Source organism: Inhella gelatinilytica, assembly GCF_016093295.1.
Lineage (GTDB): Bacteria > Pseudomonadota > Gammaproteobacteria > Burkholderiales > Burkholderiaceae_C > Inhella > Inhella gelatinilytica.
On sequence record NZ_JAEDAL010000009.1, the window covers coordinates 76,321 to 100,040 of the forward strand.

25 protein-coding genes and 1 tRNA gene are annotated in these 23,720 nt (G+C 62.0%); 12 read left to right on the forward strand and 14 right to left on the reverse strand.

Annotation, left to right across the window (positions count from 1 at the left end; translation table 11 throughout):
- Positions 1–34 precede the first annotated feature (34 nt).
- From hemN to icd, 3 genes are read left to right on the forward strand one after another with little or no spacing between them, the layout of a single operon-like run.
- Positions 35–1,468: an oxygen-independent coproporphyrinogen III oxidase gene (gene hemN / locus I7X43_RS14770; protein WP_198101721.1), complete on the forward strand. Its 1,434-nt coding sequence runs from the start codon at positions 35–37 to the stop codon at positions 1,466–1,468.
- A gap of 24 nt (positions 1,469–1,492) precedes the next feature.
- The gene (locus I7X43_RS14775; protein WP_216860161.1) at positions 1,493–2,134 is read left to right on the forward strand and encodes a sulfite exporter TauE/SafE family protein; all 642 of its coding nucleotides are present in this window, start codon (positions 1,493–1,495) and stop codon (positions 2,132–2,134) included.
- Positions 2,135–2,180: 46 nt separating this feature from the next.
- Entirely contained in the window at positions 2,181–3,434 is a 1,254-nt protein-coding gene (gene icd, locus I7X43_RS14780) for an NADP-dependent isocitrate dehydrogenase (protein WP_198101722.1), read from the forward strand.
- A 44-nt stretch (positions 3,435–3,478) separates the two neighbouring features.
- Here the strand turns inward: icd and phoR are convergent, their stop codons facing one another.
- From phoR to I7X43_RS14825, 9 genes are all read right to left on the reverse strand, one after another.
- Positions 3,479–4,735 carry a phosphate regulon sensor histidine kinase PhoR gene (phoR, locus tag I7X43_RS14785; RefSeq protein ID WP_198101723.1) on the reverse strand — a complete coding sequence of 419 codons (1,257 nt, stop codon included), beginning with the start codon at positions 4,733–4,735 and terminating at the stop codon, positions 3,479–3,481.
- The gene (gene phoB, locus I7X43_RS14790) at positions 4,732–5,427 is read right to left on the reverse strand and encodes a phosphate regulon transcriptional regulator PhoB (RefSeq protein WP_198101724.1); all 696 of its coding nucleotides are present in this window, start codon (positions 5,425–5,427) and stop codon (positions 4,732–4,734) included. Before phoB ends, phoR begins: the two co-directional genes overlap by 4 nt.
- A gap of 5 nt (positions 5,428–5,432) precedes the next feature.
- Positions 5,433–6,137 carry a phosphate signaling complex protein PhoU gene (phoU, locus tag I7X43_RS14795; RefSeq protein ID WP_198101725.1) on the reverse strand — a complete coding sequence of 235 codons (705 nt, stop codon included), beginning with the start codon at positions 6,135–6,137 and terminating at the stop codon, positions 5,433–5,435.
- On the reverse strand, positions 6,134–6,928 hold the full coding sequence (gene pstB / locus I7X43_RS14800) for a phosphate ABC transporter ATP-binding protein PstB (protein ID WP_198101726.1): 795 nt from the start codon (positions 6,926–6,928) through the stop codon (positions 6,134–6,136). Before pstB ends, phoU begins: the two co-directional genes overlap by 4 nt.
- A 51-nt stretch (positions 6,929–6,979) precedes the next feature.
- On the reverse strand, positions 6,980–7,915 hold the full coding sequence (pstA, locus tag I7X43_RS14805) for a phosphate ABC transporter permease PstA (RefSeq protein ID WP_198101727.1): 936 nt from the start codon (positions 7,913–7,915) through the stop codon (positions 6,980–6,982).
- A 10-nt stretch (positions 7,916–7,925) separates the two neighbouring features.
- Positions 7,926–8,897 (reverse strand): phosphate ABC transporter permease subunit PstC, encoded by a 972-nt coding sequence (gene pstC / locus I7X43_RS14810; protein ID WP_198101728.1) that lies wholly within the window; start codon positions 8,895–8,897, stop codon positions 7,926–7,928.
- Positions 8,898–9,014: 117 nt separating this feature from the next.
- Positions 9,015–9,998, reverse strand: coding sequence for a PstS family phosphate ABC transporter substrate-binding protein (locus I7X43_RS14815; RefSeq protein ID WP_198101729.1), 984 nt, complete (start codon positions 9,996–9,998; stop codon positions 9,015–9,017).
- Positions 9,999–10,107: 109 nt separating this feature from the next.
- Positions 10,108–10,965 (reverse strand): universal stress protein, encoded by an 858-nt coding sequence (locus tag I7X43_RS14820; protein WP_198101730.1) that lies wholly within the window; start codon positions 10,963–10,965, stop codon positions 10,108–10,110.
- A gap of 115 nt (positions 10,966–11,080) precedes the next feature.
- Positions 11,081–11,338 (reverse strand): cold-shock protein, encoded by a 258-nt coding sequence (locus I7X43_RS14825; RefSeq protein ID WP_375140399.1) that lies wholly within the window; start codon positions 11,336–11,338, stop codon positions 11,081–11,083.
- Positions 11,339–11,462: 124 nt separating this feature from the next.
- Here I7X43_RS14825 and clpS point away from each other — a divergent pair, with 124 nt between their 5' ends.
- Both clpS and clpA read left to right on the forward strand, forming a co-directional pair.
- Entirely contained in the window at positions 11,463–11,840 is a 378-nt protein-coding gene (gene clpS, locus I7X43_RS14830) for an ATP-dependent Clp protease adapter ClpS (RefSeq protein WP_198101731.1), read from the forward strand.
- Positions 11,837–14,173 carry an ATP-dependent Clp protease ATP-binding subunit ClpA gene (gene clpA / locus I7X43_RS14835; protein WP_198101732.1) on the forward strand — a complete coding sequence of 779 codons (2,337 nt, stop codon included), beginning with the start codon at positions 11,837–11,839 and terminating at the stop codon, positions 14,171–14,173. Before clpS ends, clpA begins: the two co-directional genes overlap by 4 nt.
- Positions 14,174–14,239: 66 nt before the next feature.
- On the opposite strand, the gene I7X43_RS14840 is transcribed toward clpA, so the two are convergent.
- From I7X43_RS14840 to I7X43_RS14860, 5 genes are read right to left on the reverse strand one after another with little or no spacing between them, the layout of a single operon-like run.
- Positions 14,240–15,007, reverse strand: a complete 768-nt coding sequence (locus I7X43_RS14840; protein WP_198101733.1) for a M90 family metallopeptidase — start codon at positions 15,005–15,007, stop codon at positions 14,240–14,242.
- Positions 15,008–15,012: 5 nt separating this feature from the next.
- A complete protein-coding gene (locus tag I7X43_RS14845) occupies positions 15,013–15,741 on the reverse strand; it encodes a UDP-2,3-diacylglucosamine diphosphatase (RefSeq protein WP_216860162.1) in 729 nt (242 codons plus the stop codon).
- A 14-nt stretch (positions 15,742–15,755) separates the two neighbouring features.
- Positions 15,756–16,256 carry a peptidylprolyl isomerase gene (locus tag I7X43_RS14850; protein WP_198101735.1) on the reverse strand — a complete coding sequence of 167 codons (501 nt, stop codon included), beginning with the start codon at positions 16,254–16,256 and terminating at the stop codon, positions 15,756–15,758.
- On the reverse strand, positions 16,253–16,810 hold the full coding sequence (locus tag I7X43_RS14855; RefSeq protein ID WP_198101736.1) for a peptidylprolyl isomerase: 558 nt from the start codon (positions 16,808–16,810) through the stop codon (positions 16,253–16,255). The genes I7X43_RS14850 and I7X43_RS14855 overlap by 4 nt, the downstream gene beginning before the upstream one ends.
- Before the next feature lie 21 nt (positions 16,811–16,831).
- Positions 16,832–17,356, reverse strand: coding sequence for a tetratricopeptide repeat protein (locus I7X43_RS14860; RefSeq protein ID WP_198101737.1), 525 nt, complete (start codon positions 17,354–17,356; stop codon positions 16,832–16,834).
- 201 nt (positions 17,357–17,557) lie between these two features.
- Here I7X43_RS14860 and cysS point away from each other — a divergent pair, with 201 nt between their 5' ends.
- From cysS to I7X43_RS14895, 7 genes are all read left to right on the forward strand, one after another.
- Positions 17,558–18,931, forward strand: coding sequence for a cysteine--tRNA ligase (cysS, locus tag I7X43_RS14865; protein ID WP_198101738.1), 1,374 nt, complete (start codon positions 17,558–17,560; stop codon positions 18,929–18,931).
- Positions 18,931–19,575, forward strand: a complete 645-nt coding sequence (locus I7X43_RS14870) for a DNA-3-methyladenine glycosylase family protein (RefSeq protein WP_198101739.1) — start codon at positions 18,931–18,933, stop codon at positions 19,573–19,575. Before cysS ends, I7X43_RS14870 begins: the two co-directional genes overlap by 1 nt.
- A gap of 70 nt (positions 19,576–19,645) precedes the next feature.
- Positions 19,646–20,617, forward strand: coding sequence for an acetyl-CoA carboxylase carboxyltransferase subunit alpha (locus I7X43_RS14875; protein ID WP_198101740.1), 972 nt, complete (start codon positions 19,646–19,648; stop codon positions 20,615–20,617).
- Positions 20,618–20,630: 13 nt separating this feature from the next.
- Positions 20,631–21,563 (forward strand): tRNA lysidine(34) synthetase TilS, encoded by a 933-nt coding sequence (tilS, locus tag I7X43_RS14880; RefSeq protein ID WP_198101741.1) that lies wholly within the window; start codon positions 20,631–20,633, stop codon positions 21,561–21,563.
- Positions 21,564–21,639: 76 nt separating this feature from the next.
- Complete coding sequence (locus I7X43_RS14885) at positions 21,640–22,911, forward strand: aspartate kinase (RefSeq protein WP_198101742.1); 1,272 nt, start codon at positions 21,640–21,642, stop codon at positions 22,909–22,911.
- A gap of 29 nt (positions 22,912–22,940) precedes the next feature.
- Positions 22,941–23,033 (forward strand) — tRNA-Ser (locus tag I7X43_RS14890).
- 113 nt (positions 23,034–23,146) lie between these two features.
- On the forward strand, positions 23,147–23,713 hold the full coding sequence (locus I7X43_RS14895) for a GNAT family N-acetyltransferase (protein WP_198101743.1): 567 nt from the start codon (positions 23,147–23,149) through the stop codon (positions 23,711–23,713).
- The last annotated feature ends 7 nt before the right edge of the window (positions 23,714–23,720 follow it).

Sequence of the window (23,720 nt, forward strand, 5' to 3'; positions counted from 1 at the left end):
TGACGCCCCCCGGTTTTCCCGGCAGGATTCCGCCATGTCCGAAACATTCACCGCCCAATCCGGCTCGCCTTCGGGTCCAGCCTTCTTGCCCCCTGGTTTGCTGAGTCGCCTTGAGTCCAGCGGGCCCCGGTACACGTCTTACCCGACCGCCGACCGGTTCGTAGAGGCCCACGGGCCCGAGCAGCACACCCTGGCGTTGGCTCAGCGTGCGCGAGGGGTCGGCGGTGCCAGTGGCGCCGGATCACCCTTGTCGCTTTACGTGCATGTGCCTTTTTGTGAGTCGCTGTGCTACTACTGCGCCTGCAACAAGATTGTCACCAAGCACCACGAGCGGGGCGCCGAATACCTGGATCTTTTGGACGCTGAAATCGACCTCTGGGTCAAGGGTTTGGGTGGGCATACGGCCGCCTCGCAAGTGCACTTGGGCGGGGGCACGCCGACCTTCTTGAGCGATAGCGAATTGACGCGGTTGGTGAATCGCCTCAAGCAGGCGTTCGAGTGGTTGCCCCAGGTTGAGGCGTCGATCGAGGTGGACCCTCGCACCGTGGATGCGCAGCGCTTGGCGCACCTTAAGGCGCTGGGTTTCAACCGACTCAGTCTGGGCATCCAAGATTTTGACGAGCGGGTTCAGCAGGCGGTTCACCGCGTGCAGTCGTTTGAGCAGGTCCAAGCGCTGATGAATTCGGCGCGCGACTTGGGGTTTCAGTCGCTCAATCTGGACCTGATTTGTGGCCTGCCGCTGCAGACCCCCGAGAGTTTTGGGCGTACCTTGCAGCAGGTCATCGCGCTGCGGCCCGAACGCATTGCGCTCTATGCCTATGCCCACCTGCCGCAGCGCTTCAAAGCACAGCGACGCATTCACACGGCGGACATTCCCTTGCCCGAAGTGCGATTGCAACTCCATGCCCAGGCGATTGCAGCCTTTATCGAAGCGGGCTACGAGCACATCGGGATGGATCATTTCGCACTGCCGGATGACGCCTTGGCGCAGGCCAAGCGTCAGGGCCGTTTGCACCGGAATTTCCAGGGCTATACCGTGCAACCGGATGGGGACCTGATTGGCTTGGGGGTCTCGGCCATTTCGCGCTTGGGGGCGACGTACTGCCAGAACGCCAAGACTATTGAAGAATACGGGGATGCGCTCCGCCAGCACCAATGGCCTGTTGTTCGCGGCATCTCGCTGGGGCGCGACGACTTGGTTCGACGGGCCACCATCATGGCTCTGATGTGCCAGGGCCGGCTGGACTTTCAAGCCCTGGCCGATGCGCATTTGATCGATCCGAAACAGTATTTCGCGGCGGAGTTGGCCGCCTTGGCGGCGCACCAAGAGCAAGGGCTGGTTGAGTTGACTGCCCATGCTGTGGAAGTGACCCCGCTGGGCTGGTTTTTCATTCGTTCCATTGCTTCGGTTTTTGACCGCTTCTTGCAGATGGATGGCGCGCGCGAGAAGTTTTCCAAGATCATTTGAGCCAATGAGGGCGGTGCGTTTGGCATGTTGATCTCCGCGGCTCTGATTGTCAGCGCCGCCTTGATGGGGCTGGCCGCGATACCGCATTGCGCGCTGATGTGCTCGGCCCCATGTGCGGCTGTGGCGCCTCGTCCGGCAGATCAATGGACCTTTCAACTGGCCCGCTTGCTCAGCTACGCCGCAGCCGGGGCCTTGGCTGCCGGGGTAGTCGGAACCCTGCGCGAGGCGTCCACCCTGACGCAAAGCGTGCGGCCGGTGTGGACGATGCTGCAATCCGGCGTGCTGGCGCTGGGTTTATGGCTGCTCGTGACCGGGCAATTGCCGGCGTGGCTCGGGCGACTGGGGGTTCCCGGTAGCGCCCGGCGCTGGGGTCCAGGGGCCGGGTTGCTGTGGGCGGCATGGCCCTGCGGGCTGCTGCAGGCAGCGCTATTGACGGCCTCGCTGGCCGATCACCCGCTGGGCGGGGCCCTGGCCATGGCGACCTTTGCCCTGACCTCTGGTCCGGGTTTGCTCTGGGCTCCCGCCTTGTTTCGTCGCTTGCGCGGCGTTCAGAACGGCCAGTGGGCGATTCGCCTGGCCGGTGCGTCCCTGGTTCTGGCGGCCCTCTGGGCCCTTGGGCACGGGCTTTGGGCTCGCTTCATCGAATGGTGCGGCATAGCCTCCTAGAATCGATCATTCTGTCTCTGCAACCAACCTGCCTGGAGCCTCATCCATGTATCAGCACATCAAGGTGCCCGAGGGGGGCGCGAAGATCACGGTCAATGCCGACTTCTCGCTCAATGTTCCGAACAACCCCATCATTCCCTTCATTGAAGGGGACGGCACTGGCTTTGACATCACCCCGGTGATGATCAAAGTCGTGGACGCGGCCGTTGCCAAAGCGTATGGCGGCGCCAAAAAGATCCACTGGATGGAGATCTACGCCGGCGAGAAGTCGACCAAGGTCTACGGCCCGGATGTGTGGCTGCCTGAAGAAACCCTGACCGTGTTGCGGGACTACGTGGTTTCCATCAAGGGCCCGCTGACCACCCCGGTGGGCGGCGGCATCCGCTCGCTGAACGTCGCGTTGCGACAGGAATTGGATCTGTACGTCTGCCTGCGTCCGGTGCAGTACTTTGATGGCGTGCCCAGCCCTGTCAAGGAGCCCCACAAGGTGGACATGGTGATCTTCCGCGAAAACTCGGAAGACATCTACGCCGGCATTGAGTACGAAGCCCGCAGCGACAAGGCCAAGAAGCTGATTTCCTTCTTGCAAACCGAATTCGGCGTGAAGAAGATCCGCTTCCCCGAAAGCAGCGGCATCGGCATCAAGCCGGTCAGCCAGGAAGGCACTGAGCGCCTGGTGCGCAAGGCCATTCAGTACGCGATCGACAACGACAAACCCTCGGTGACCCTGGTCCACAAGGGCAACATCATGAAGTTCACCGAAGGGGGTTTCCGGGATTGGGGTTACGCCCTGGCTCAGAAAGAGTTCGGCGCTGAGCTGATCGATGGCGGCCCGTGGTGCAAATTCAAGAACCCGAAGACGGGCAAGGAAATTGTCATCAAGGACAGCATCGCGGACGCTTTCCTGCAGCAAATCATCCTGCGCCCGGCCGAGTACTCGGTGATCGCCACGCTGAACCTCAACGGCGACTACATCTCCGACGCCTTGGCCGCTCAGGTCGGTGGTATCGGCATTGCCCCGGGCGCCAACCTCAGCGATTCCGTTGCGATGTTCGAAGCCACGCATGGCACCGCACCGAAGTACGCCGGCAAGGACTACGTCAACCCCGGCTCGGAGATCCTCTCGGCCGAGATGATGTTGCGTCACATGGGCTGGACGGAAGCCGCCGATCTGATGCTCGCCAGCATGGGCCGCGCCATCAAGACCAAAAAGGTCACCTATGACTTTGCCCGTCTGATGGAAGGGGCCACCCAGGTGAGTTGCTCGGGGTTTGGTCAAGTCATGATCGAGTGCATGTAAGCCCTAGGGCTATCCTCGACGAGCCCCGCTACGGCGGGGCTTTTTTATGCCTCGGTGCGGCGCAAGCAACTCAATGGCAAACGCAGCGTAAAACAGCTTCCCCGGCCAGGCTCGGATTCAATGGCCAGTTCGGCCCCGTGCTGTTGCAGCACGTGCTTCACGATGGCCAAGCCCAGCCCAGTCCCGCCGGTGTCCCGCGAGCGACTGGCATCCACCCGATAGAAGCGTTCCGTGAGTCGCGGTAGATGCTCTGCCGCGATGCCGATGCCGTTGTCTCGAACCGCGATGGACGCCCAGCCGCTGGCATCGGGCGGCGTCCAATGCAGTTCCACCGTGCCGCCCGCAGGCGTGTAGCGCACGGCGTTCCCGAGCAAATTGCTGAGGGCGCTGTGCCAGTCGCTTTCCTGCCCCTTCAGCGACCATCCCGCGGCGGTTTCCAGACCGCGGATGGGGAGGGCATGATGTCCCTGATCCGCGACCTCGGCATGTTGGTGGCACCGTTCGAGCAAGGCTCGCAAATCGACCCAGGCTTCGCTCAGGCTGGCTGCGGGCGTGTTTTCCAAGCGGGCCAGAGTGAGCAGATCGGCCACCAGGGCCTGCATGCGATCGGTTTGTTGCCGCATCAGGCCCAGCGCGTGCTGCTGCTCTTTGGGCGTCAAGGCGAGGGTTTGCAAGGTCTCCACAAACCCGGCAATTACGGTTAGGGGGCTGCGCACTTCATGGGACACATTGGCGACGAAATCGCGGCGCATGCGCTCCAGTTGAGTGCGTTCGGTGACGTCTTGCGTCACCAGCAGCGTCATGGGGTTCGGCGACTGCAGGCCAAACCGCCGGCTCAGCACCAGGAGTTGTCGGTGGTTCCAGGCGAATTGGGCCTGATCACTGTCGCGCCCGCCGCTGAGCAAGGCCACAAAGATCGGCGCCCGAACGAGGTTGCGCAGGTTTTGCAACTGGTCCCGTGCCGGGTCGAGGCCCAGGTGTTGCGCGGCAGCGGTGTTGAACCAACGCACTTGATCCTGAGGGTCCAAGAGCAGGAGGCCATTGGGGTGCACTTCCAGGGCGTCCAAAAATTGGGCCAGTCGCTGCTGCTCGTCACGGGCTTGTCGCTCCCGCTCGCGCAGGGCCCGCTCGATCCGCTCCGCCAGGCGGGCCTGCCGGCCCCAGAGTTCGGGCGCCGCTTTGTCAGCTCCTTGTTGGAGCCATCGCTCCAAGCGGTGCTGTCGCCAGCGTTGACTCAATCCCTGGTACACCAAGGCGGCCGCCAGCAGCCCCAAGCTGATTTCAAGCGGTTGAACGGTCATGAGGCGACTGGACTTTCCCGAAAGCGGTAGCCGGCGCCCCGGACGGTTTCAATCCAATCCTGGGTCTGAGCCGGTTCTAGCGCGTCGCGCAGGCGCTTGATGTGCACATCCACGGTCCGCTCTTCAATGGCCACGTGATCGCCCCACACGCGATCCAGCAATTGCGAGCGACTGTGGACTCGACCCGGGTGGCTCATCAGGAACTTGAGCAAGCGGAACTCCGTGGGGCCCAAGTTAACTTCCTGTTCGCCGGCCCGCACCCGCATCTGCACGGGGTCCAACTCCAGGGGGCCCTGACGCAGCGGGGCGGAGAGCGACTCGGGCGCGCGGCGACGCAAAAGAGCGCGCATGCGGGCCAGTAACTCGCCAGGGGAGAACGGCTTGGTGAGGTAGTCGTCGGCCCCAGCATCCAGCCCCAAAATCTTGTCGGTTTCTTGGGCTCGCGCAGTCAGCAAGATGACGGGAAGCTGCCGCGTGCGCGCATCGCTTCGCCAGCGGCGGAGCAATTGCACGCCCGACGCGCCGGGCAGCATCCAGTCCAAGATGACAGCATCGGGCAGCCGGCCTTCGATGGCTTGCTGCGCGGCCTCGGCATGCGCCACGGATTGAACCTCGTGGTGGTCATGCCGAAGGTTCAGGGCGATCAGCTCGGCAATGGCCGACTCGTCTTCAACGATGAGAATGCGCGCCATGGGGCTTACTGAACGGCCGAATCCAGCCCCTCCAGCGGGGTGTGACGGATGTCGGCGCCCTTGACGACATAGACCACCTGCTCGGCCAGGTTCTTGGCGTGGTCACCCACACGCTCCAGCGCCTTGGCGACGAAGACCAAGTCGATCGACGCCGAAATGGTGCGCGGGTCTTCCATCATGTAGGTGATCAGGGTGCGCAGCAGGCCATCAAACTCGGCGTCGATGCGGTTGTCTTGTTTGATGACCTCCAGTGCTTGGTCGACGTCCAACCGGGCAAACGCGTCCAGCGCGCGACGCAAAGAGGCCGTGGCCAGTTGCGCTTCCAGGTTGAGCTGCGCGGTTGGGAAGGCCAGACCGTGGCTGCTCCCCCCGATCAAGCGCTGCACCGTTCGGGCCACGCGCGCAGCTTCGTCGCCGACACGCTCCAGGTTGCCGATGGTTTTTGAAATCCCGATCAGGAGCCGCAGGTCGCGTGCCGTGGGCTGGCGGCGCGCGATGATCGAGCTGAGATCGCGATCAATGTCGAGTTCGAGCTGATTGACTCGGCGCTCCGTTTGCAGAACTTCTGCAGCGCGTTCCTCGCTCATCGACACCAGCGATTCGACCGCCAGCGCCACCTGCTGCTCGACCAGCCCGCCCATTTCCAGCACCCGGGTGGAGACGGCGCTGAGCTCGGCGTCGAATTGGGTGGAGAGGTGTTTGTCGGTCATCCAAATCTCCCAGTGATGTAGTCCTCGGTTTCTTTGCGCTTGGGTTTCATGAAGATGTCGTTGGTCTCACCGAACTCCATCAGCTCCCCCAAGTACATGTAGGCCGTGTAGTCGCTCACACGAGCGGCCTGCTGCATGTTGTGCGTCACGATCAACACCGTGACCTTCTGCTTGATCTCCCCCACCAATTCTTCGATCGAACCCGTGGCGATGGGGTCGAGGGCCGAGGTGGGTTCGTCAAACAGAATGATTTCCGGATCCGTGGCCAAGGCGCGTGCAATACAGAGGCGCTGCTGCTGACCGCCGGACATGTTCACAGCCAGGTCGTCCAGTCGGTCCTTCACCTCGTTCCACAGCGCCGCACCCTTGAGGGCGGCTTCGACCTTGTCTTCGAGCACGCTGCGGTTGCGTTCGCCCCGCACCTTCAGGCCATAGGCCACGTTCTCAAAAATGGACTTTGGGAAGGGGTTGGGCTTTTGGAAGACCATCGAGATGCGCATGCGCACTTCGATCGGGTCCACGCTCTTGTGCAGCACATCCACTTCGTCCGGGTAGAGGTGGATGCTGCCGTCGTAGCGGTGCCCTGGGTAGAGGTCATGCATGCGGTTGAAACACCGCAAAAAGGTCGACTTGCCGCAGCCCGAGGGGCCGATCAGCGCGGTGACCTTGTTCTCGTACACGGGCATGTTGATGCCCTTGAGTGCCTTGAAGTCCCCGTAGTAGAAGTCAAGGTTCTTGGACTCGGCTTTTAGTGGGGGGGGGTTCTGCGGCAGGGTGATCGTGGAGGGCATTCGTCAGTCCTCAATGAATATCTTGAAAGCGATGGGACGGCTTGAACTCGGTTACCACTTGATGTTCTTGCGCAAGCGATACCGCAGCCAAATGGCAATGGCATTCATGGACAGTGTCATCAGCACCAGAACAAAGGCTGCGGCAGCGGCGTTTTCATGGAAGCGCGGATCGGGGCGGCTGGTCCAGTTGAAGATCTGGATGGGCATCACCGTGAAGGGACTCCACAGCCAGTCAAACAATCCTGCGGCCTGGCCGGTTTCCACATTCAATTGCCCCGGTGCGGGGGGCAAGAAGGCAATGAAGGTCAGGGCGCCAATCGTGATGATGGGGGCCGTCTCCCCAATGGCGCGGCTCATCCCGATGATCACACCGGTCAAGATGCCTGGGGTCGAGTACTTCAGCAGGTGGTGCTGCACGACCTGCCATTGCGACGCCCCGCAGGCATAGGCCGCTTCACGGATGTGCTGGGGGATCGAGCGAAGGGCCTCACGGGTGGCGGTGATGACGATGGGCAGGATCAGGAGGGCGAGCGTCAAACCCGCGGTCAGAATCGACTGTCCGAGCTTGAAGGTGTAAACGAACAGTCCGAGCGCCAACAGGCCGTAAATGATGGAGGGCACGCCGGCCAGGTTGGTGATGTTGATCTCGATGACATCGGTGACCCAGTTCTTCCGTGCGTACTCTTCCAGGTAAATGGCCCCGGCAATGCCCAGCGGCACCGCCACAAAAGCCGTGACCATCATCACCAAAATGGAGCCTACCCAGCTGGAAAGAATCCCGGCTTCGGCCGGGCGGCGCGAGGGGAAGTTCAAGAAGAACTCCGAGTTGAGTCGGGGTATGCCAGTGATGGCCATGTCGATGAACAGGGCCGCCAGTGTGAAGATGCCAATGGAGAGTGCCAACAAGCCCAGGAGCGCCACCAGGGTGTCGTAACGTCGGGCCCGCCGGATGACGGTGCGAATGGCCAGTGTTTTTTTTGCGTTCATTGCAAGCCTCTCAATACGCTTCGCGGAAGCGCTTGCGCAGCCAGTAGCCGGCCAAGTTAAAGCACAGGGTCAGCAGCATCAGGGACAGGCCGGCGGCGAAGATGGTTTGGTACCCAATCGATCCGTGCGGCAGGTCACCCAGGGCCACTTGCACGATGAAGCTGGTGATCGTGGCTGCGGGCTCCATGGGGTTAAAGGTCAGCGTCGGCTGCATGCCTGCGGCCACGGCCAGGATCATGGTTTCGCCCACCGCCCGGCTGATCCCCAGGATGTAGGCCGAGGCAATACCCGAGAACGCGGCGGGCACGACCACGTTCACGGCGGTTTGGAACCGCGTGCTGCCCATGGCGTAACTGCCTTCGCGCAGGCTCATGGGGACGGCCCTCATGGCGTCTTCCGATAGCGAGGCCACATAGGGAATGATCATCACGCCCATGACCAGACCTGCCGACAGCACATTGAAGCCGGGCAGTTCGGGGAAGATTTTTTGCAGCAGCGGGGTCACCACCAGCAAGGCGAAGAAGCCGTAAATGATGGTCGGCACCCCGGAGAGCAGCTCGAGCAACGGCTTCAGCGTTTCTCGCGTCTTGTGACCGGCGAACTCGCTCAGATAGATGGCGATGACCGTGCCCAAGGGAATCGCCACGGCCAGGGCGACCAGCGAGCTGGTCAGCGTGCCGGACATCAGCACCCAAATACCAAAGTGAGCGTCGTCAAACAGTGGGGTCCATTGCGTGTCCGTCAGAAAGTCCCACAGGGGAACATGGCTGAAAAAACTGATCGACTCGCGAATGAGGATGTACACGATCCCCACGGTGGTCAGCACCGAGACGCTGGCGGCCAACAGCAGCAGGCCTTCGATCAGGGCCTCGCGCCGCTGGCGCGCTTTTTTCAGCCGGGCGAATTCAGCAAGGCGCGCTTCGCCACCGAGGCTGAGGGGGACGGTGGGGTTGGGGATAGCGTCTGGAGGAGCAATGGCCATGACGGAAACCTGGAAGGTGAGCAGGGCGGCGTGCTGAAAAGGCGGTGGGCCCGCAGTTTGCTACGGGCCCTTTTTGAACTCTGCATTTTGAGGCAGGTGCGGCGCACCCGCACTCGCTTACAGCGCAGCTTCGCGGGCCATCAACTCTTCGATGGTCACGCCGACTTCGTTCTTGCCACCGAAAACCGTGCCCTTCTTGCCTTTGTTCAGGTGGTCCAAACCGGTCGTGTAAGCCTTGGCCGGCAGCGGAACGTATTTGACTTCCTTGGCGATCTTGGCCGAGTGCTTCATCATGTACTCGACGAATTCCTTCACCTCGGGTTTGGCGAGAGACTTGGCGTTCACATAGATGAAGATGGGGCGGCTCAACGGTTCATAGGAACCCGCCAGCACGGCCGCTTCGCTTGGGGCGACCGCTTGGCCCTTGGGGTTGACGATGGGCAGCGCCTTGAGCTTGCCCTGGTTCTCGGCGTAATACGCGTAGCCAAAGTAGCCGATGGCGTTGATGTCCGAGCTCACGCCTTGCACCAGCACGTTGTCATCCTCGGAGGCGGTGAAATCACCGCGGCTGGCCTTGCTCTTGCCGTTGATGGCTTCGGTGAAGTAGTCAAAGGTGCCCGAGTCGGCGCCGGCGCCGAACAGCTTGATCGGCGCGTCCGGCCAAGCCGGGTTGACTTGGTTCCAGCGGGTGACTTTGCCCTGAGCGGCCGGCTCCCAGATGGCCTTCAGTTCGGCCACGGTGATTTGCTTGAGCCAAGCATTGCGGGGGTTGATCACCACGGTCAGCGCATCAAAGGCCACCGGCAGTTCGAAATATTCCACGCCCGCGGCTTTGCAGTCCGCCATTTCCTTGGCCAGGATGGGGCGCGAGGCATTGCTGATGTCGGTTTCACCCCGGCAGAATTTTTTGAAGCCACCGCCCGTGCCAGAAATGCCCACGGTGACTTTTACGGCACCTTTCTTGGCTTTCTGAAAATCTTCGGCCACCCCTTCGGTGATCGGGAAGACGGTGGAAGAGCCGTCAATCTTGACCACTTGCGCTTGCGCGGCGAGGGCGGTGACGGTGAGGCTCAACAGGGCGAACAGCTGGTTCAGACGCATTCTGGACTCCAAGATCAGGTCGATGGGGTGAACGGTCTGGACTGTAAAAATTCTTTGTGACGCCTGTGTGACAAGGTGACACCCGGGTGTGACACGGCGCTCTTGGGGTTTAGTGACTGAACAGCACCGGCACAGTCATGCTGCGCAGCAGGGTTTGGGTCACGCCACCCAGCACCAGCTCCCAGGCCCGGGAATGGCCGTACGCGCCACAGACGATCAGATCGGCGCCGCTGTCGGCGGCCCGATTCAGCAGGGTCTCGGCCACGCTCGCATCCGGCTCCCAGCCGCGGCGCAGCCGGTCCGTCATGCTGCCTTCACTGTGCGCGGGAAGCCGGGTGCAGGTGGCGGCCAGGCCTTGCCGACCCAGCCACCCCTGCATCTCCGTCCATCCGGGTGAGGCACTTGCCCCGTCTTGCAGGCTGAGCACTTCCACCGTACGGGCGCCGCGAAGCAGGGGCAGGGCGTCACGCAGCGCTCGGCCACTCTCGCGCTGATGGGACCAGGCAACCAGAATGGAATCGCCGATTTGAACCGGTGCGCCCACATGGGGCAGTACCAAAACGGGGCACAGCGCGCTCACCAACAGCCGTGCCGTGAGTCCGGCGCCCAACCCCGCCTCCGATTCGGGTTGCCGGATCACCAACAGGTCCGCTCCGTGACTGGCAGTCACCAAGTGCCCCAGGGGGTCCATGGTGCTCGTCAGGACCGAGGTTGGTAGATCGGCCGCAAACTGGCTAAGTTGGCCGGTAACGGCCGCGCGCAGCGCTTGCATCTGCTCCACACCCAACTGTGTGGCCATGGCTGCGGTCTCTGGGCTCAGATAGGCGCCACCCGCCACAGAGTCGATGGCCAGGCAGACTTGGAGCGCCGCGCCCTGTCGCCGCGCCAATTCGGCGCCCCAGCGCAGCGTGTCCCGTGAGCGGTCGGCATCAAAGAAATGGACCAGAACTTGGCGCAGTGCGGGCATGAAGAGACTCCAGGAATCGAAAGCGATGGAGCCATGCTAGCGGGACTGGCCGCGTTTGGGCGCGTCTACTTCGGAGTGCACGCCGCCCGTGTGCAGCGGGGCGAGTCGGGTGGCATTAAGCCATGGGGGCGTCCAGCGGGGTGATGTTCTGCGCGAGCAGGCCTTTGGGGCCTTCGATGGTCTCAAAACTCACTCGACCGCCTTGGCGCAGCGTGCGAAAGCCCTCCATTTGGATGGCGCTGAAATGCGCAAAGACGTCGCCGCCACCGTCTTCGGGTTCAATGAAACCGAAACCCTTGGCATCGTTGAACCACTTCACCGTCCCAATGATCATGAAGCCCTCCGGAGCACCCGCCGCACCCAAACCAAGCATTTTTTAAAGTTGTGCAACGTGCGTCACTTCGGGCAGACCCGATCTCCGTCCAAAGAAGGGCGTCCACGCGCGTACATGCCCCTCAGCCCCTGGGGGAGACATCGGCGCTCCCTAGAATCAAACCATGTACCGCTGGAATTCCATCCATTGCCCCATCGCGCAGTCGGTTCCGCCTGCGTTTCCGACCCAACCACCGGGCGATGCTGGTGAGGGTGCTGTGCTGGCCGAACGGCAAGCGCAGCGCACGGAACCGCCGCGACTCTTTCAAGTCTTGATGCTGAATGACGATTTCACGCCCATGGAATTTGTGGTCATGGTGTTGCAGGAATATTTCCGGCACGATTTGGACAGTGCCACACTGATCATGCTGAAGATTCATCACGAGGGTCGCGGTGTCTGCGGTGTTTTCTCCAAAGACGTGGCCGCGACCAAAGTGGAGTTGGTTTCGCAGGCAGCCCGGCGCGCCGGTCATCCCCTTCAATGCATCATGGAGCCCGCATGATTGCCCAGGAACTCGAAGTTAGCCTGCACATGGCTTTTGTGGACGCGCGACAGCAGCGTCACGAGTTCATCACGGTTGAGCACTTGTTGCTGGCCCTGTTGGACAACCCCTCCGCTGCCGAAGTCCTGCGGGCGTGCGCGGCCCAATTGGATGACTTGCGCAAGAACTTGAGCCAGTTCATCCAGGACAACACGCCAACGGTCGGCGGCACGGAAGAAGTGGATACCCAGCCGACTTTGGGATTCCAGCGGGTCATCCAGCGCGCCATCATGCATGTGCAAAGCACGGGCAACGGAAAAAAGGAGGTCAACGGTGCCAATGTGCTCGTGGCCATCTTTGGCGAAAAGGATTCCCACGCCGTGTACTACCTGCACCAGCAGGGCGTGACCCGCTTGGATGTGGTCAATTTCATTGCCCACGGCATTCGCAAGATCGATCCCCCTGAGGCCCCCAAGGGCGGGGGCGGCAAGCCGGAGGGGGAGTCCCAGCCCCAGGCCCAGGAAGAGGCCGAGGGCAGTGGCAAGGCCTCGCCGCTGGAGCAGTTCACCCAGAACCTCAACGTCGCCGCCAAGGAAGGGCGCGTCGACCCGCTGATCGGCCGGGAGCCCGAGGTGGAGCGGGTGATTCAAGTGCTGTGTCGCCGCCGCAAGAACAACCCGCTCTTGGTGGGGGAGGCGGGTGTCGGCAAGACCGCGATTGCCGAAGGGCTGGCCAAGCGAATCGTCGATGGCCAGGTGCCTGAAGTGTTGCAAGATGGGGTGGTCTACGCCTTGGACATGGGCGCCCTGCTGGCGGGGACCAAGTACCGGGGAGACTTTGAGCAGCGGCTCAAGGCCGTGCTCAAGCAGTTGAAGGAACAACCGGGCGCGGTGTTGTTTATCGATGAGATCCACACGCTCATTGGCGCGGGCGCGGCGAGTGGCGGCACGCTGGATGCGAGCAATTTGCTCAAGCCTGCGCTGTCGAGTGGGCAACTCAAGTGCATCGGTGCGACCACCTTTACGGAGTACCGGGGCATCTTTGAAAAAGATGCAGCCTTGTCGCGGCGCTTTCAAAAAGTGGATGTGAACGAGCCGACGGTGCTGCAGACGGTGGACATCCTGAAAGGCCTCAAGAGCCGATTTGAGGAGCACCATGCCGTGAAGTACGCCTTGGGGGCGCTTGAGGCGGCAGCCGAGTTGTCGGCCAAATACATCACGGACCGTTACTTGCCGGACAAAGCGATTGATGTGATTGACGAGGCTGGCGCAGCGCAGCGCATCTTGCCGGCCAGCAAGCGCAAAAAGACCATCACGCGTGCGGAGGTTGAAGACATCGTGGCCAAGATCGCGCGCATCCCGCCCGCGACGGTCAACTCGGATGACCGCGGCAAGCTCAAAACGCTGGAGCGCGACTTGAAGGCCACCGTGTTCGGCCAAGACCCGGCCATTGAGGCGCTGGCGGCCAGCATCAAAATGGCCCGTTCGGGTCTGGGCAAGCCGGACAAGCCGATTGGGGCATTCCTGTTCAGTGGGCCCACAGGGGTCGGCAAAACCGAAGTGGCCAAGCAGTTGGCTTACATCTTGGGGATTGAGCTCATTCGCTTTGACATGTCCGAGTACATGGAGCGCCACACGGTCAGTCGGCTGATCGGCGCGCCGCCCGGGTACGTGGGATTTGATCAGGGTGGATTGCTCACCGAGGCGGTGACCAAAAAACCGCACTGTGTGCTGCTCTTGGACGAGGTGGAAAAAGCGCACCCGGACGTGTTTAACGTGCTGCTCCAGGTCATGGACAACGGCACCCTGACGGACAACAACGGTCGCAAGGCGGACTTCCGCAATGTGGTGATCGTGATGACCACCAATGCGGGTGCGGAAGCCCTGCAGAAATCCACGATCGGTTTCACCACGAAACGGGAGTTGGGCGATGAAATGGGCGACATCAAACGCCTCTTCACCCCGGAGTTCCGCAACCGACTGGACGGCATCATCAGCTTCCGCTCCTTGGATGAAAGCATCATCTTGCGGGTGGTTGACAAGTTCCTGCTGCAACTGGAAGGGCAGTTGGCCGAGAAAAAGGTTGAAGTGACCTTCACCGATGCCCTGCGCCAGCATTTGGGCCGCAAAGGCTTTGACCCACTCATGGGTGCACGCCCCATGCAACGCTTGATTCAGGACACGATTCGGCGCGCCTTGGCGGACGAGTTGTTGTTTGGGCGTTTGGTGGACGGTGGGCGCCTGACGGTCGATGTGGATGCTGAAGGACAAGTGCAGCTGGACATTCAGCCCAATCCGCCACCCAGTAAGAAGGGGCGTGCGGATCGCAGCGCGGAAGCCGCACCGGCCGCCTGAGGGCACCGATATCGGGGGCCACGGGAGTGACCCTGATGCACAAGCCCGCTCTTGCGGGCTTGTCTTTTAGGCGGTTGCCGGATCCTGCTGAAAGTAGTCGCGCAGCAAGCCATAGAGTTCGGCATCTTCGGCGTTCAGCGCTTCCGGGTCGACGAAGAAGGCTTCACTCGCCACTGCGAAAAACTCGTCCAGTGCTTCCGTGCCATAGGGGTCCATGCAGCTGGGTTCGGCGTGGGCAATCCGGTTGGCCAGCCGATCCCAGGCGCGGGGCAACTGATGTACCCAGCGTCGGCGCAAGTCCTTGTTTTCAATCCGCGGCAGCCCGTCAGACTCGCCGTTGCCCAGATCCAGAACGTGCACAAACTCGTGGATCACCACATTGAACACGGGTTGCGTTGGGTCGTCGGGGCGGGCGGCGGCCGTCCAGCACAGCATGAGGGGGCCACCCGCCATGGCCTCTCCGGACAGCTCTTCGTCCCACTCATGAACCAGGCCGTGAGGATCTTGCTCCACACGGCGGGCGCGGACTTCATGGGGGTGCACGACGATACCGACCTGCCCCTCATAGACCCCTAGACCGAGCCGCAAAATCGGCAAACAGGCCTGGGCGGCAACGGCGCAGACCATGAAATCGTTGAGCGCGAGGCCGCCGGCCCCGAAGAACTGCTTGCGAGACAGGAACAAGCTGCACAGCGTACGCAATTCGTTGCGAACGGCGGCAGGCCGGCGGGCAATGAAGGGGTATGCCGCCAGAACTTCGGCCCAAAGGGCTTCAGAAATTGCATGGCGTCGCAATGCCCGACGCTTCCGCCATTGGCTCAGCCAGGCCAGCATGCGTTTTAGACCACCACGGCCTCTCGCTGCCACCGTCCGGTTTCCCACACCATCCATTCACCCCGAGGGGGTCGGTGGTCGTAATCCCAGTCGCTCAGCACGCGGCGGATGCCTTCGGGCAAGGCATGATCGGCCGGGCGGTGGGTATGACCGTGAACAAGCGCTGTCGCTCGATTCGTCGTCATCAATTCGCCGCAAGCCTTCGGGCTGAGGTCGCCATAGCTTTCGGGGGATGGTGCCGCCCGACTGCCGGCTCGCATTTGCTGGGCGATGGCTTGTCGCTCCGGGTAGGGGCGCGCCAGAAAGGTCGCTTGCCACACAGGCTGACGGACCTGCAGTCGAAAGGCTTGATAGGCGGTGTCATCCAAACACTCGGCGTCGCCGTGCACGAGCACCACCCGCTCCCGTCCGAACTGCAAGCACGCGGTGTCGGCCAATTTCTGCGCACCCAGGGCCTCGATGACCGCATGGGACAGCAAAAAATCTCGATTTCCAACCTGTAGAAAAACAGGGCGGCCCCACGCCTGCAAGCTCCGTTGCAGTTGCTGAGCCCAGGGTTCCGTCAGGGCTTCATCTCCCACCCAAGCTTCCATCACATCGCCCAGTAGGAAGAGGGCATCGGCGTGCAAATGCGCCAAGCCATCGCAAAAGGCGTTCAGCGTCCGGGGGGTCTCGGCGCCAAGGTGGAGGTCCGAAGCGAAAGCAATGCGCCGCCAGGCAGGCGGCGCAATCACTTCGGCGAGGCCGCTCAAACCTCAACGGCCTTTTCAATGACAACGGCTTCCACGGGCACATCACTGTGGTAGCCCGACCGTCCCGTTTTGACCTTCTCAATGGCATCCACGACCTCGGTGCCGGACACGACCCGGCCGAAAACCGCGTAGCCCCATCCCGAGGGCGACTCACTCTTGAAGTCCAGGAAGTCGTTGTTCACCGTATTGATGAAGAACTGCGCTGTGGCGGAATGCGGGGCGTTGGTGCGCGCCATCGCCAGGGTGTACTTGGCGTTCTTCAGGCCGTTGTTCGCTTCGTTCTGGATCGGGGCTTCAGTGGGCTTTTGCGCCATGTCGGCGGTCATGCCTCCCCCCTGAACCATGAACCCCTTGATGACCCGGTGAAAAATGGTGCCGTCATAGTGGCCGCGGCGCACGTAACTCAAAAAATTCTCGACAGACTGCGGGGCTTTTTCGGCCTCCAACTCGATGCGGATCAGTCCTTTGTTGGTGTGCAGTTCGACCGTGGTGCTCATTTCGTGTTCTCCAAAGTGGCTTTCAGGATGACGACCGGAAACTCCGGTGCGTGTTGATGGGGTCCGCGCGGTGCGACGGGAACGGCGCGAATTTGGTCAACGACGTCCATGCCAGACACCACGTGACCGAATACGGCGTAGCCCTGCCCATCGGGCGCGTTCTCGGCGTCCAGGCGGGTGTTGTCGGCGACATTAAGAAAAAACTGGGCCGTGGCGGAATGGGGATCGTTCGTTCGCGCCATGGCGATGCTGCCGCGCACATTGGACAGGCCGTTGCGAGACTCCAAGGGAATGGGGGCCTTGGTGGGCTTCTGCTTGAGATCGACGGTGAATCCGCCGCCTTGGATCATGAAGCTCTCAATGACACGATGGAACACGGTGCCGTCGTAATGGCCGGCTTTGACGTAGGCGACAAAGTTCGCGACGGTTTTGGGGGCTTTCTCCGCATCCAGTTGAATGCGAATGTCACCCATGGAGGTGTGCAGGCGAACGGTTTGGGCCGACGCCATAACAGCGCTGAAGGCCAGGATCAGCGAGAACAGAATGCGATTCATGACGAGAAAACTCACGGGTGATTAGAGGGCGGACAGGGTGCGGAGCAGTCCATTCAACTGGTCCGCTTTGACGGGCAGGGTGCGGGATGCATTGCCCTTGGCGGCATTCGCGTAGGCCCGTTGGGCGAGGCGCAACAACAGATCCCCCAAGTTTTCCTGGGCCTGGGTGTTCGAGGGTTGCAAAACAACTGCTCGCTGAAGCGACAGAAGGGCACCGTCCAAGTCCCCCCGCTGCGCCAGCACCACGGCCAGATTGTTCAGGGCTTCGGCATGGTCGGGGTAGTCCTCGATGAGTTGCTTGAGCAAGGCCTCGGCGTCAGCCCACAGGCCTCGCTCTTGAAGCATCCAGGCCAGCATGAAGCGCAACTTCGGTTGCTGCGGCTGTTTGTCCAACTCTGCTCGCAGCAGGGCGACCGCCAACTCATGGCGGCCTGCATACCAATGGGACTGGGCTTGCTCAGACGACACCTGCGCCTGGGCCGGTACGGCCACGGAGAGTCCCAGGGCCAAGAACGAGGCAACAAAAAGGTGTCGAGGGGTGCGCATGGCCGATCAAGGGGGTATCAATGCAACGCCCCGCGGGCGGGTGCTCAAAAAAGGGGCGTCGGTATACTGACCGGCCATTCTAGGGATGCGCAAACGCTCGCTGTTTCGTGCGGGCTTCAGCCTCCAGGTTCCCAGTGTCAGCGGCTGTGCCCGCCTGATGGCTGGGGGGATGGGTACTCGCTTTTTCCCCGGTCCAACTCCATGTCGCTGCGCCTTTACAACTCGCTGAGCCGAGAGCTCGAAACCTTTGTGCCGCTGGTTCCGGGCGAGGTCGGGATGTATGTGTGTGGCATGACGATTTACGACCTGTGCCATGTCGGGCATGCCCGGATGATGATGGCCTTTGATGTGGTGTACCGGTGGCTGGTGGCCAGCGGTTACCGCGTAACCTATGTGCGCAACATCACGGACATCGACGACAAGATCATCAAACGGGCGGTCGAGAGGGGCATCAGCATTCGGGCGCTGACGGACGAGATGATTGCGGCCATGCGTGAGGACATTGGCGCGCTGGGTATTGCGCCACCGACGTTGGAGCCCCGCGCGACGGAGTATGTGCCGCAGATGCTCAGCTTGATTGAACGGCTGGAAGGTCGGGGCTTGGCGTACCGCGCGGAAAACGGAGATGTGAACTACGCGGTGCGCAAGTTTGCGGGTTACGGCAAGCTCAGTGGGAAGTCTTTGGATGATCTGCGTGCCGGCGAGCGCGTGGAGGTGGATCGCGGAAAACATGACCCCTTGGACTTCGTGCTCTGGAAGGCTGCGAAGGCAGAAGAGCCTGAGGACGCGAAGTTTTCTGGCGCTCCGTACGAACTGGGGCGCCCGGGCTGGCACATCGAGTGCTCGGCCATGAGTTGTGCCACTCTGGGTGAGGCGTTCGATATTCACGGGGGGGGAATGGACCTGCAGTTCCCACACCACGAAAACGAGATCGCCCAGTCGGAAGGGGCCGGATTGCCGTTTGCGCGCTACTGGTTGCACAACGGTTTTCTCAATGTGGATGACGAAAAAATGTCCAAAAGTTTGGGCAATTTCTTCACCATCCGTGAGGTGCTGCAACGCTACGACGGCGAGACCCTGCGTTTCTTCATGCTGCGCACTCACTACCGGCGGCCCTTCAATTTCTCGGACACGCACATCGAGGATGCGCGGGTGGCGCTGCGCAGGCTGTACACGGCGCTCGATGCGGTGGCCCCGATCGCCGTCGAGTTGGATTGGTCCGAATCGACGGCTGCGGCGTTCAAGGCGGCGATGGATGAGGATTTCAATACCCCTCAGGCGCTGGCGGTGTTGTTCGAATTGGCCGCTGAGGTCAATCGGAGCCGCTCTCCTCAAGCCGCCGGGTTGCTCCGTGCATTGGGGGCCACGTTGGGCATTCTGCAGGGGAATCCGCGAGACTATTTGCAAGGCGGCACGGCGGTGGATGCCGCTTGGATTGAAGATCGCATTGCCGCCCGCGCGGCGGCCAAGGCCGCTCGAGACTTTGCGCGGGCGGATGCCATTCGCGCGGAGTTGGCCCATCGAGGCGTGACCTTAAAGGATGGCCCTGAGGGCACAACCTGGGTGGCAGCCTGATGACTGTTGTGGCTGTGACGCCGGCTTATTGGGACGACGCCTGCCGACACCTGGTGCGCCGCGACCGGGTCATGAAAAAACTGATCCCGCAGTTCGGTGAGGCGCGACTCCAGAGCCGTGGTGACGCTTTCACCACCCTGGCTCGCTCCATCGTGGGGCAGCAGATTTCGGTGAAAGCCGCTCAGTCCGTGTGGGATCGTTTTGCCGCCTTGGTGGGGGGGGCCAGCCACCGCTTGGCCCCTGCCGATGTGCTGCAATTTGAGTGCGCCTCCCTGCGTTCGGCGGGGTTGTCCGTACGGAAGGCGGAATACCTGCTAGACCTGGCGCGGCACTTCGCCACCGAACAGGTCCATGTGGCGCAGTGGACCGAGATGGACGATGAAGCCATCATCGACGAGCTGGTCGCCATTCGTGGCATCGGACGGTGGACGGCGGAGATGTTTCTGATCTTCCATTTGATGCGCCCCAATGTGTTGCCGCTGGACGATGTCGGGTTGATCAAAGGCATCAGTCAGCACTACTTTTCCGGTGAACCGGTATCGCGGGCTGAGGCACGAGAACTGGGCGAGGGGTGGGCGCCCTACCGTTCCGTGGCGACCTGGTACCTTTGGCGCAGCTTGGACCCGTTGCCGGTTGAGTACTGAGCACGTGGGTTTGCGCTGGCCACGGAATCCCCTGAGGTGGCCTGTGGCCCAATCTGAGAGAATCCTCTAAATGAGCAAACGCCATTTCCTCGAATTCGAACAGCCGATCGCCGAGCTGGAGTCCAAGATTGACGAGCTGCGCTATGTGCAGAGTGAGTCTGCGGTCGACATCTCCGAAGAGATCGATCGGCTGTCTAAAAAGAGCCAGCAGCTCACCAAGGACATCTACTCGGGCTTGGCGCCATGGCAGATCTATCAGATCGCACGCCACCCCCAGCGCCCCCAAACCCTGGACTATTGCCGCGACATCTTTACGGATTTTGTGGAATTGCACGGCGATCGCCACTTTGCGGACGATCAAGCCATCGTGGGGGGCTTGGCGCGGTTCAACGGCCAAGCGTGCATGATCATTGGCCACCAACGGGGGGCGGATGCCAAAGAGCGGGCGCTGCGCAACTTCGGGATGCCCCGTCCTGAGGGCTATCGCAAGGCCCTGCGGATGGCCAAGCTGGCGGAGAAGTTCAGGCTGCCGGTGTTCTGCTTCATCGACACCATGGGGGCGTACCCCGGTATTGGTGCCGAAGAGCGGGGGCAAAGTGAGGCCATCGGGCGCAATATTTTTGAGTTTGCGCAGCTGGAAGTCCCCTTGATTGCAACGGTCATCGGGGAAGGCGGCTCTGGCGGTGCTTTGGCCATCGGGGTGGCCGACCAGGTGCTCATGCTGCAGTTTTCGGCGTATTCGGTCATCTCGCCGGAGGGTTGCGCCTCGATTTTGTGGAAAACCGCCGAACGGGCTTCGGAGGCCGCCGAGGCGCTGGGCATCACGGCGCACCGCCTCAAAGCGCTGGGCCTCATCGACAAAATTGTCAGCGAACCGGTGGGCGGTGCGCACCGTGACACCAAGGCCATGGCGGCGGCGCTCAAGCGCTCGCTCACGGATGCGCTGCGATTGGTCAGCGATCTCAAGACGGATGAGTTGATCGAACGCCGCCAGGAGCGCGTGCTGGCCTACGGTCGCTTCAGCGACACCAAGGCGCGCTGACATCGACCGGCCCATGCCGCCCCTCGCAGTAGGCGTGGCCTACAGTGGCGGCGTGGATTCGACAGCCCTGCTGTGGGTGACGGCCCGTGCGGCCCGGGAGCTGGGGCTGGCGGTCTGGGCGTTGCATGTGCATCACGGGCTGATGGCCGAGGCGGATCAGTGGGTCCTCCAGGCCAAGGTCGCGGTCGATGAGTTGAGCCGTGCCGGCCTCCCGGTGCAGCTGGCGGTGGCCTACCTGCCGGGGCAACCGATGCCGGGGGAGAGCGTCGAAGCATGGGCTCGGCGCGGTCGATACCACGCACTGGCTGAGTTGGCGGCCTCCTGCGGGTTGGATTTGGTGCTGCTCGGGCAGCACGCCGAAGACCAAGCAGAAACGGTCCTGCTTCAAGCGCTGCGTGGCGCTGGGCCCGCTGGTTTGGCGGCCATGCCCCAACGAAAAGTGAGCCAGGGCGTCACCTGGGCTCGCCCGTGGCTGGGTCAACCCCGGCGCCGAATTCAGGCGGCCGTGGCGGCCTCCGGTCTCGTGCCCGTTCTGGATCCTAGCAATGCGGACACTCGCTATGCGCGCAGTCGGCTGAGACAGCAGGTCTGGCCCGCCCTCGTGGAGCACTTTCCCCAGGCAGCAACCGTTTTGGGCGAAGTGGCCCGCCATGCGGCTCAGGCCCGGGCGTTGGCGGAAGAAATCGCGGCGATGGATCGTTTGGCCTGCGTCGCACCAGACGGAGGCTTGCGGTATCGAGAATGGGCGGAACTCACCCCCGCTCGCCGTCGCAATCTTTTGGCCGCGTGGCTTGCGCCCTTCTTGCCCGGGGGAACGCCCGTGTCCTTGGTGGATCGTGTCTTGTGCGAATGGACAGGTTTGGGACGCAGATGGCCGACACCGCGGGGCTGGCTGCTCAGTAAACGACACGTCTTGTACTTTCAGCCTTCGTCGCGCGAGAAGTGAGCGTGCTGCGGGGTTCTTTGGGTGGTTCCCTAGAATCGGGTTCCCTTTGGCCCTTATCAGGTAACTTAGTTACATCATGGCCTTGATTGTTCACAAGTACGGTGGCACCTCCATGGGGACCACCGAGCGCATTCGCAATGTCGCCAAACGCGTGGCGAAGTGGGTCCGAGCCGGTCACCAGCTGGTGGTGGTCCCTTCGGCCATGTCTGGGGAAACCAACCGACTGCTGGGCTTGGCCAAGGAGTTGTCGCCGGAAGTGGTGACACCCCCCATCCAGCGGGAGTTGGATGCCATTGCAGCCACAGGGGAGCAGGTGTCGGTGGGCTTGCTGTCCATCGCCTTGCAGGCCGAAGGATTGGAGGCGGTCAGTTACAGCGGCTGGCAAGTACCGATTCGCACGGATTCGAGCTACACCAAGGCCCGAATTCAAAGCATTGACGATGCGCGCGTTCGTGCCGATTTGGCCGCCGGCCGCGTGGTGGTGATTACCGGCTTCCAAGGCGTGGACGAAGAGGACAACATCACCACCTTGGGTCGGGGTGGGTCGGACACGTCGGCCGTCGCGGTGGCCGCCGCCATGAAGGCGGACGAGTGTTTGATCTACACCGATGTGGACGGCGTCTATACGACGGACCCCCGCATCGTGCCGGAGGCGCGGCGCATGTCCACCATCAGCTTTGAAGAAATGCTGGAGATGGCATCACTGGGCAGCAAGGTGCTGCAAATCCGCTCGGTGGAGTTCGCAGGCAAATACCGGGTGCCGCTGCGGGTGCTCTCCAGTTTCACCCCTTGGGATATCGACATCAACGAGGAAGCCAAGTCCGGCACCTTGATCACCTTTGAAGAGGACGAAAACATGGAACAAGCCGTCGTCTCTGGCATCGCCTTCAACCGCGACGAAGCCAAGGTGACCCTGCTGGGGGTGCCTGACAAGCCGGGCGTTGCTTTCCAAATTTTGGGCCCCGTGGCGGATGCCAACATCGACATCGACGTGATCATCCAAAACGTCAGCCATGATGGACGGACCGACTTCAGCTTTACCGTGCATCGCAATGACTATGCCCGCACGATGGACCTGCTGAAGAACAAGGTGGCCCCGGCCACCGGCGCAGCCCAAGTTCTGGGTGATCCGAAGATCTGCAAGGTCAGCATCGTGGGGATTGGGATGCGTTCTCACGTGGGTGTGGCATCCAAGATGTTCCAGTGTCTCTCGGAGGAAGGCATCAACATCCAGATGATTTCCACCAGTGAAATCAAGACTTCGGTCGTCATTGACGAGAAGTACATGGAGTTGGCGGTCCGGGCGTTGCACAAGGCTTTCGATTTGGACCAACCCGTGCAAAACTGAAAAACTCTGTCATAATGCAGGGCTTCGCTGGAGTCGTGACCGAGTGGCCGAAGGTGCTCCCCTGCTAAGGGAGTATGTGGGCAAAACCTGCATCGAGAGTTCGAATCTCTCCGACTCCGCCAGAAACATCTGGGGAACGCCCGGACCGCAAGGTTCGGGCGTTTTGCTTTGTGGGCCCATCGTCCGCGAGCCCAGCTTGTCGCTTGAGCGTTTGGGGTCTGCTGTGTAATGCGGCATGCCTGATTACCGCACCCTCTCCCTGGAAACCCCCCGTCTCACGCTGCGTCCCCTGCAGGCCGGCGACGCGGGGGCCTTGTTTGGGATTCACTCCGACCCTCGGTTCACCCGTTTCTTCAGCCATGCCCCCTGGACGCAGATGGCCCAGGCCCATGAGCTGATCGAGCGCGACCAGGCCGATCTCGCGTCGGGCGAACACGTGCGCCTGGGCCTGGTGCGGCGCAGCGACGGGGTGCTCTTGGGTACCTGCACCCTGTTCAAGATCCAGCCGAACAACCGTCGCGCTGAACTCGGGTATGGCTTGGGCGTCGCGCACTGGGGGCAGGGCCACGCGCAGGAGGCCGTGCGCGCATTGCTCAGTTGGGGCTTTGGGCCCTTGGGCTTGCACCGGGTGGAGGCCGACATCGACCCCGCCAATGAAAGCTCGGCCAAGCTGCTGCGCCGCCTGGGCTTCCAACTCGAAGGCCGTTTGCGCGAGCGTTGGATCGTCGACGGCGTGGTGTCGGACTCCGAGATCTACGGCCTGTTGGCTCCCGAGTGGCAAACGCGGAACCAACAGGCATGATCGCCCC

Bases quoted from the DNA above. Each gene is read 5' to 3' on its own strand.
- I7X43_RS14855 (WP_198101736.1), bottom strand. From the start codon at position 16,810: ATGAATCGCATTCTGTTCTCGCTGATCCTGGCCTTCAGCGCTGTTATG.
- I7X43_RS14895 (WP_198101743.1), top strand. From the start codon at position 23,147: ATGCCTGATTACCGCACCCTCTCCCTGGAAACCCCCCGTCTCACGCTG.
- I7X43_RS14860 (WP_198101737.1), bottom strand. From the start codon at position 17,356: ATGCGCACCCCTCGACACCTTTTTGTTGCCTCGTTCTTGGCCCTGGGA.
- pstA (WP_198101727.1), bottom strand. From the start codon at position 7,915: ATGAACGCAAAAAAAACACTGGCCATTCGCACCGTCATCCGGCGGGCC.
- I7X43_RS14815 (WP_198101729.1), bottom strand. From the start codon at position 9,998: ATGCGTCTGAACCAGCTGTTCGCCCTGTTGAGCCTCACCGTCACCGCC.
- tilS (WP_198101741.1), top strand. From the start codon at position 20,631: ATGCCGCCCCTCGCAGTAGGCGTGGCCTACAGTGGCGGCGTGGATTCG.
- I7X43_RS14825 (WP_375140399.1), bottom strand. From the start codon at position 11,338: ATGCTTGGTTTGGGTGCGGCGGGTGCTCCGGAGGGCTTCATGATCATT.
- phoR (WP_198101723.1), bottom strand. From the start codon at position 4,735: ATGACCGTTCAACCGCTTGAAATCAGCTTGGGGCTGCTGGCGGCCGCC.
- I7X43_RS14775 (WP_216860161.1), top strand. From the start codon at position 1,493: ATGTTGATCTCCGCGGCTCTGATTGTCAGCGCCGCCTTGATGGGGCTG.
- I7X43_RS14850 (WP_198101735.1), bottom strand. From the start codon at position 16,256: ATGAGCACCACGGTCGAACTGCACACCAACAAAGGACTGATCCGCATC.
- phoU (WP_198101725.1), bottom strand. From the start codon at position 6,137: ATGACCGACAAACACCTCTCCACCCAATTCGACGCCGAGCTCAGCGCC.
- clpA (WP_198101732.1), top strand. From the start codon at position 11,837: ATGATTGCCCAGGAACTCGAAGTTAGCCTGCACATGGCTTTTGTGGAC.
- pstC (WP_198101728.1), bottom strand. From the start codon at position 8,897: ATGGCCATTGCTCCTCCAGACGCTATCCCCAACCCCACCGTCCCCCTC.
- I7X43_RS14875 (WP_198101740.1), top strand. From the start codon at position 19,646: ATGAGCAAACGCCATTTCCTCGAATTCGAACAGCCGATCGCCGAGCTG.
- I7X43_RS14840 (WP_198101733.1), bottom strand. From the start codon at position 15,007: ATGCTGGCCTGGCTGAGCCAATGGCGGAAGCGTCGGGCATTGCGACGC.
- pstB (WP_198101726.1), bottom strand. From the start codon at position 6,928: ATGCCCTCCACGATCACCCTGCCGCAGAACCCCCCCCCACTAAAAGCC.
- clpS (WP_198101731.1), top strand. From the start codon at position 11,463: ATGTACCGCTGGAATTCCATCCATTGCCCCATCGCGCAGTCGGTTCCG.
- I7X43_RS14885 (WP_198101742.1), top strand. From the start codon at position 21,640: ATGGCCTTGATTGTTCACAAGTACGGTGGCACCTCCATGGGGACCACC.
- I7X43_RS14820 (WP_198101730.1), bottom strand. From the start codon at position 10,965: ATGCCCGCACTGCGCCAAGTTCTGGTCCATTTCTTTGATGCCGACCGC.
- icd (WP_198101722.1), top strand. From the start codon at position 2,181: ATGTATCAGCACATCAAGGTGCCCGAGGGGGGCGCGAAGATCACGGTC.
- I7X43_RS14870 (WP_198101739.1), top strand. From the start codon at position 18,931: ATGACTGTTGTGGCTGTGACGCCGGCTTATTGGGACGACGCCTGCCGA.
- phoB (WP_198101724.1), bottom strand. From the start codon at position 5,427: ATGGCGCGCATTCTCATCGTTGAAGACGAGTCGGCCATTGCCGAGCTG.
- cysS (WP_198101738.1), top strand. From the start codon at position 17,558: ATGTCGCTGCGCCTTTACAACTCGCTGAGCCGAGAGCTCGAAACCTTT.
- hemN (WP_198101721.1), top strand. From the start codon at position 35: ATGTCCGAAACATTCACCGCCCAATCCGGCTCGCCTTCGGGTCCAGCC.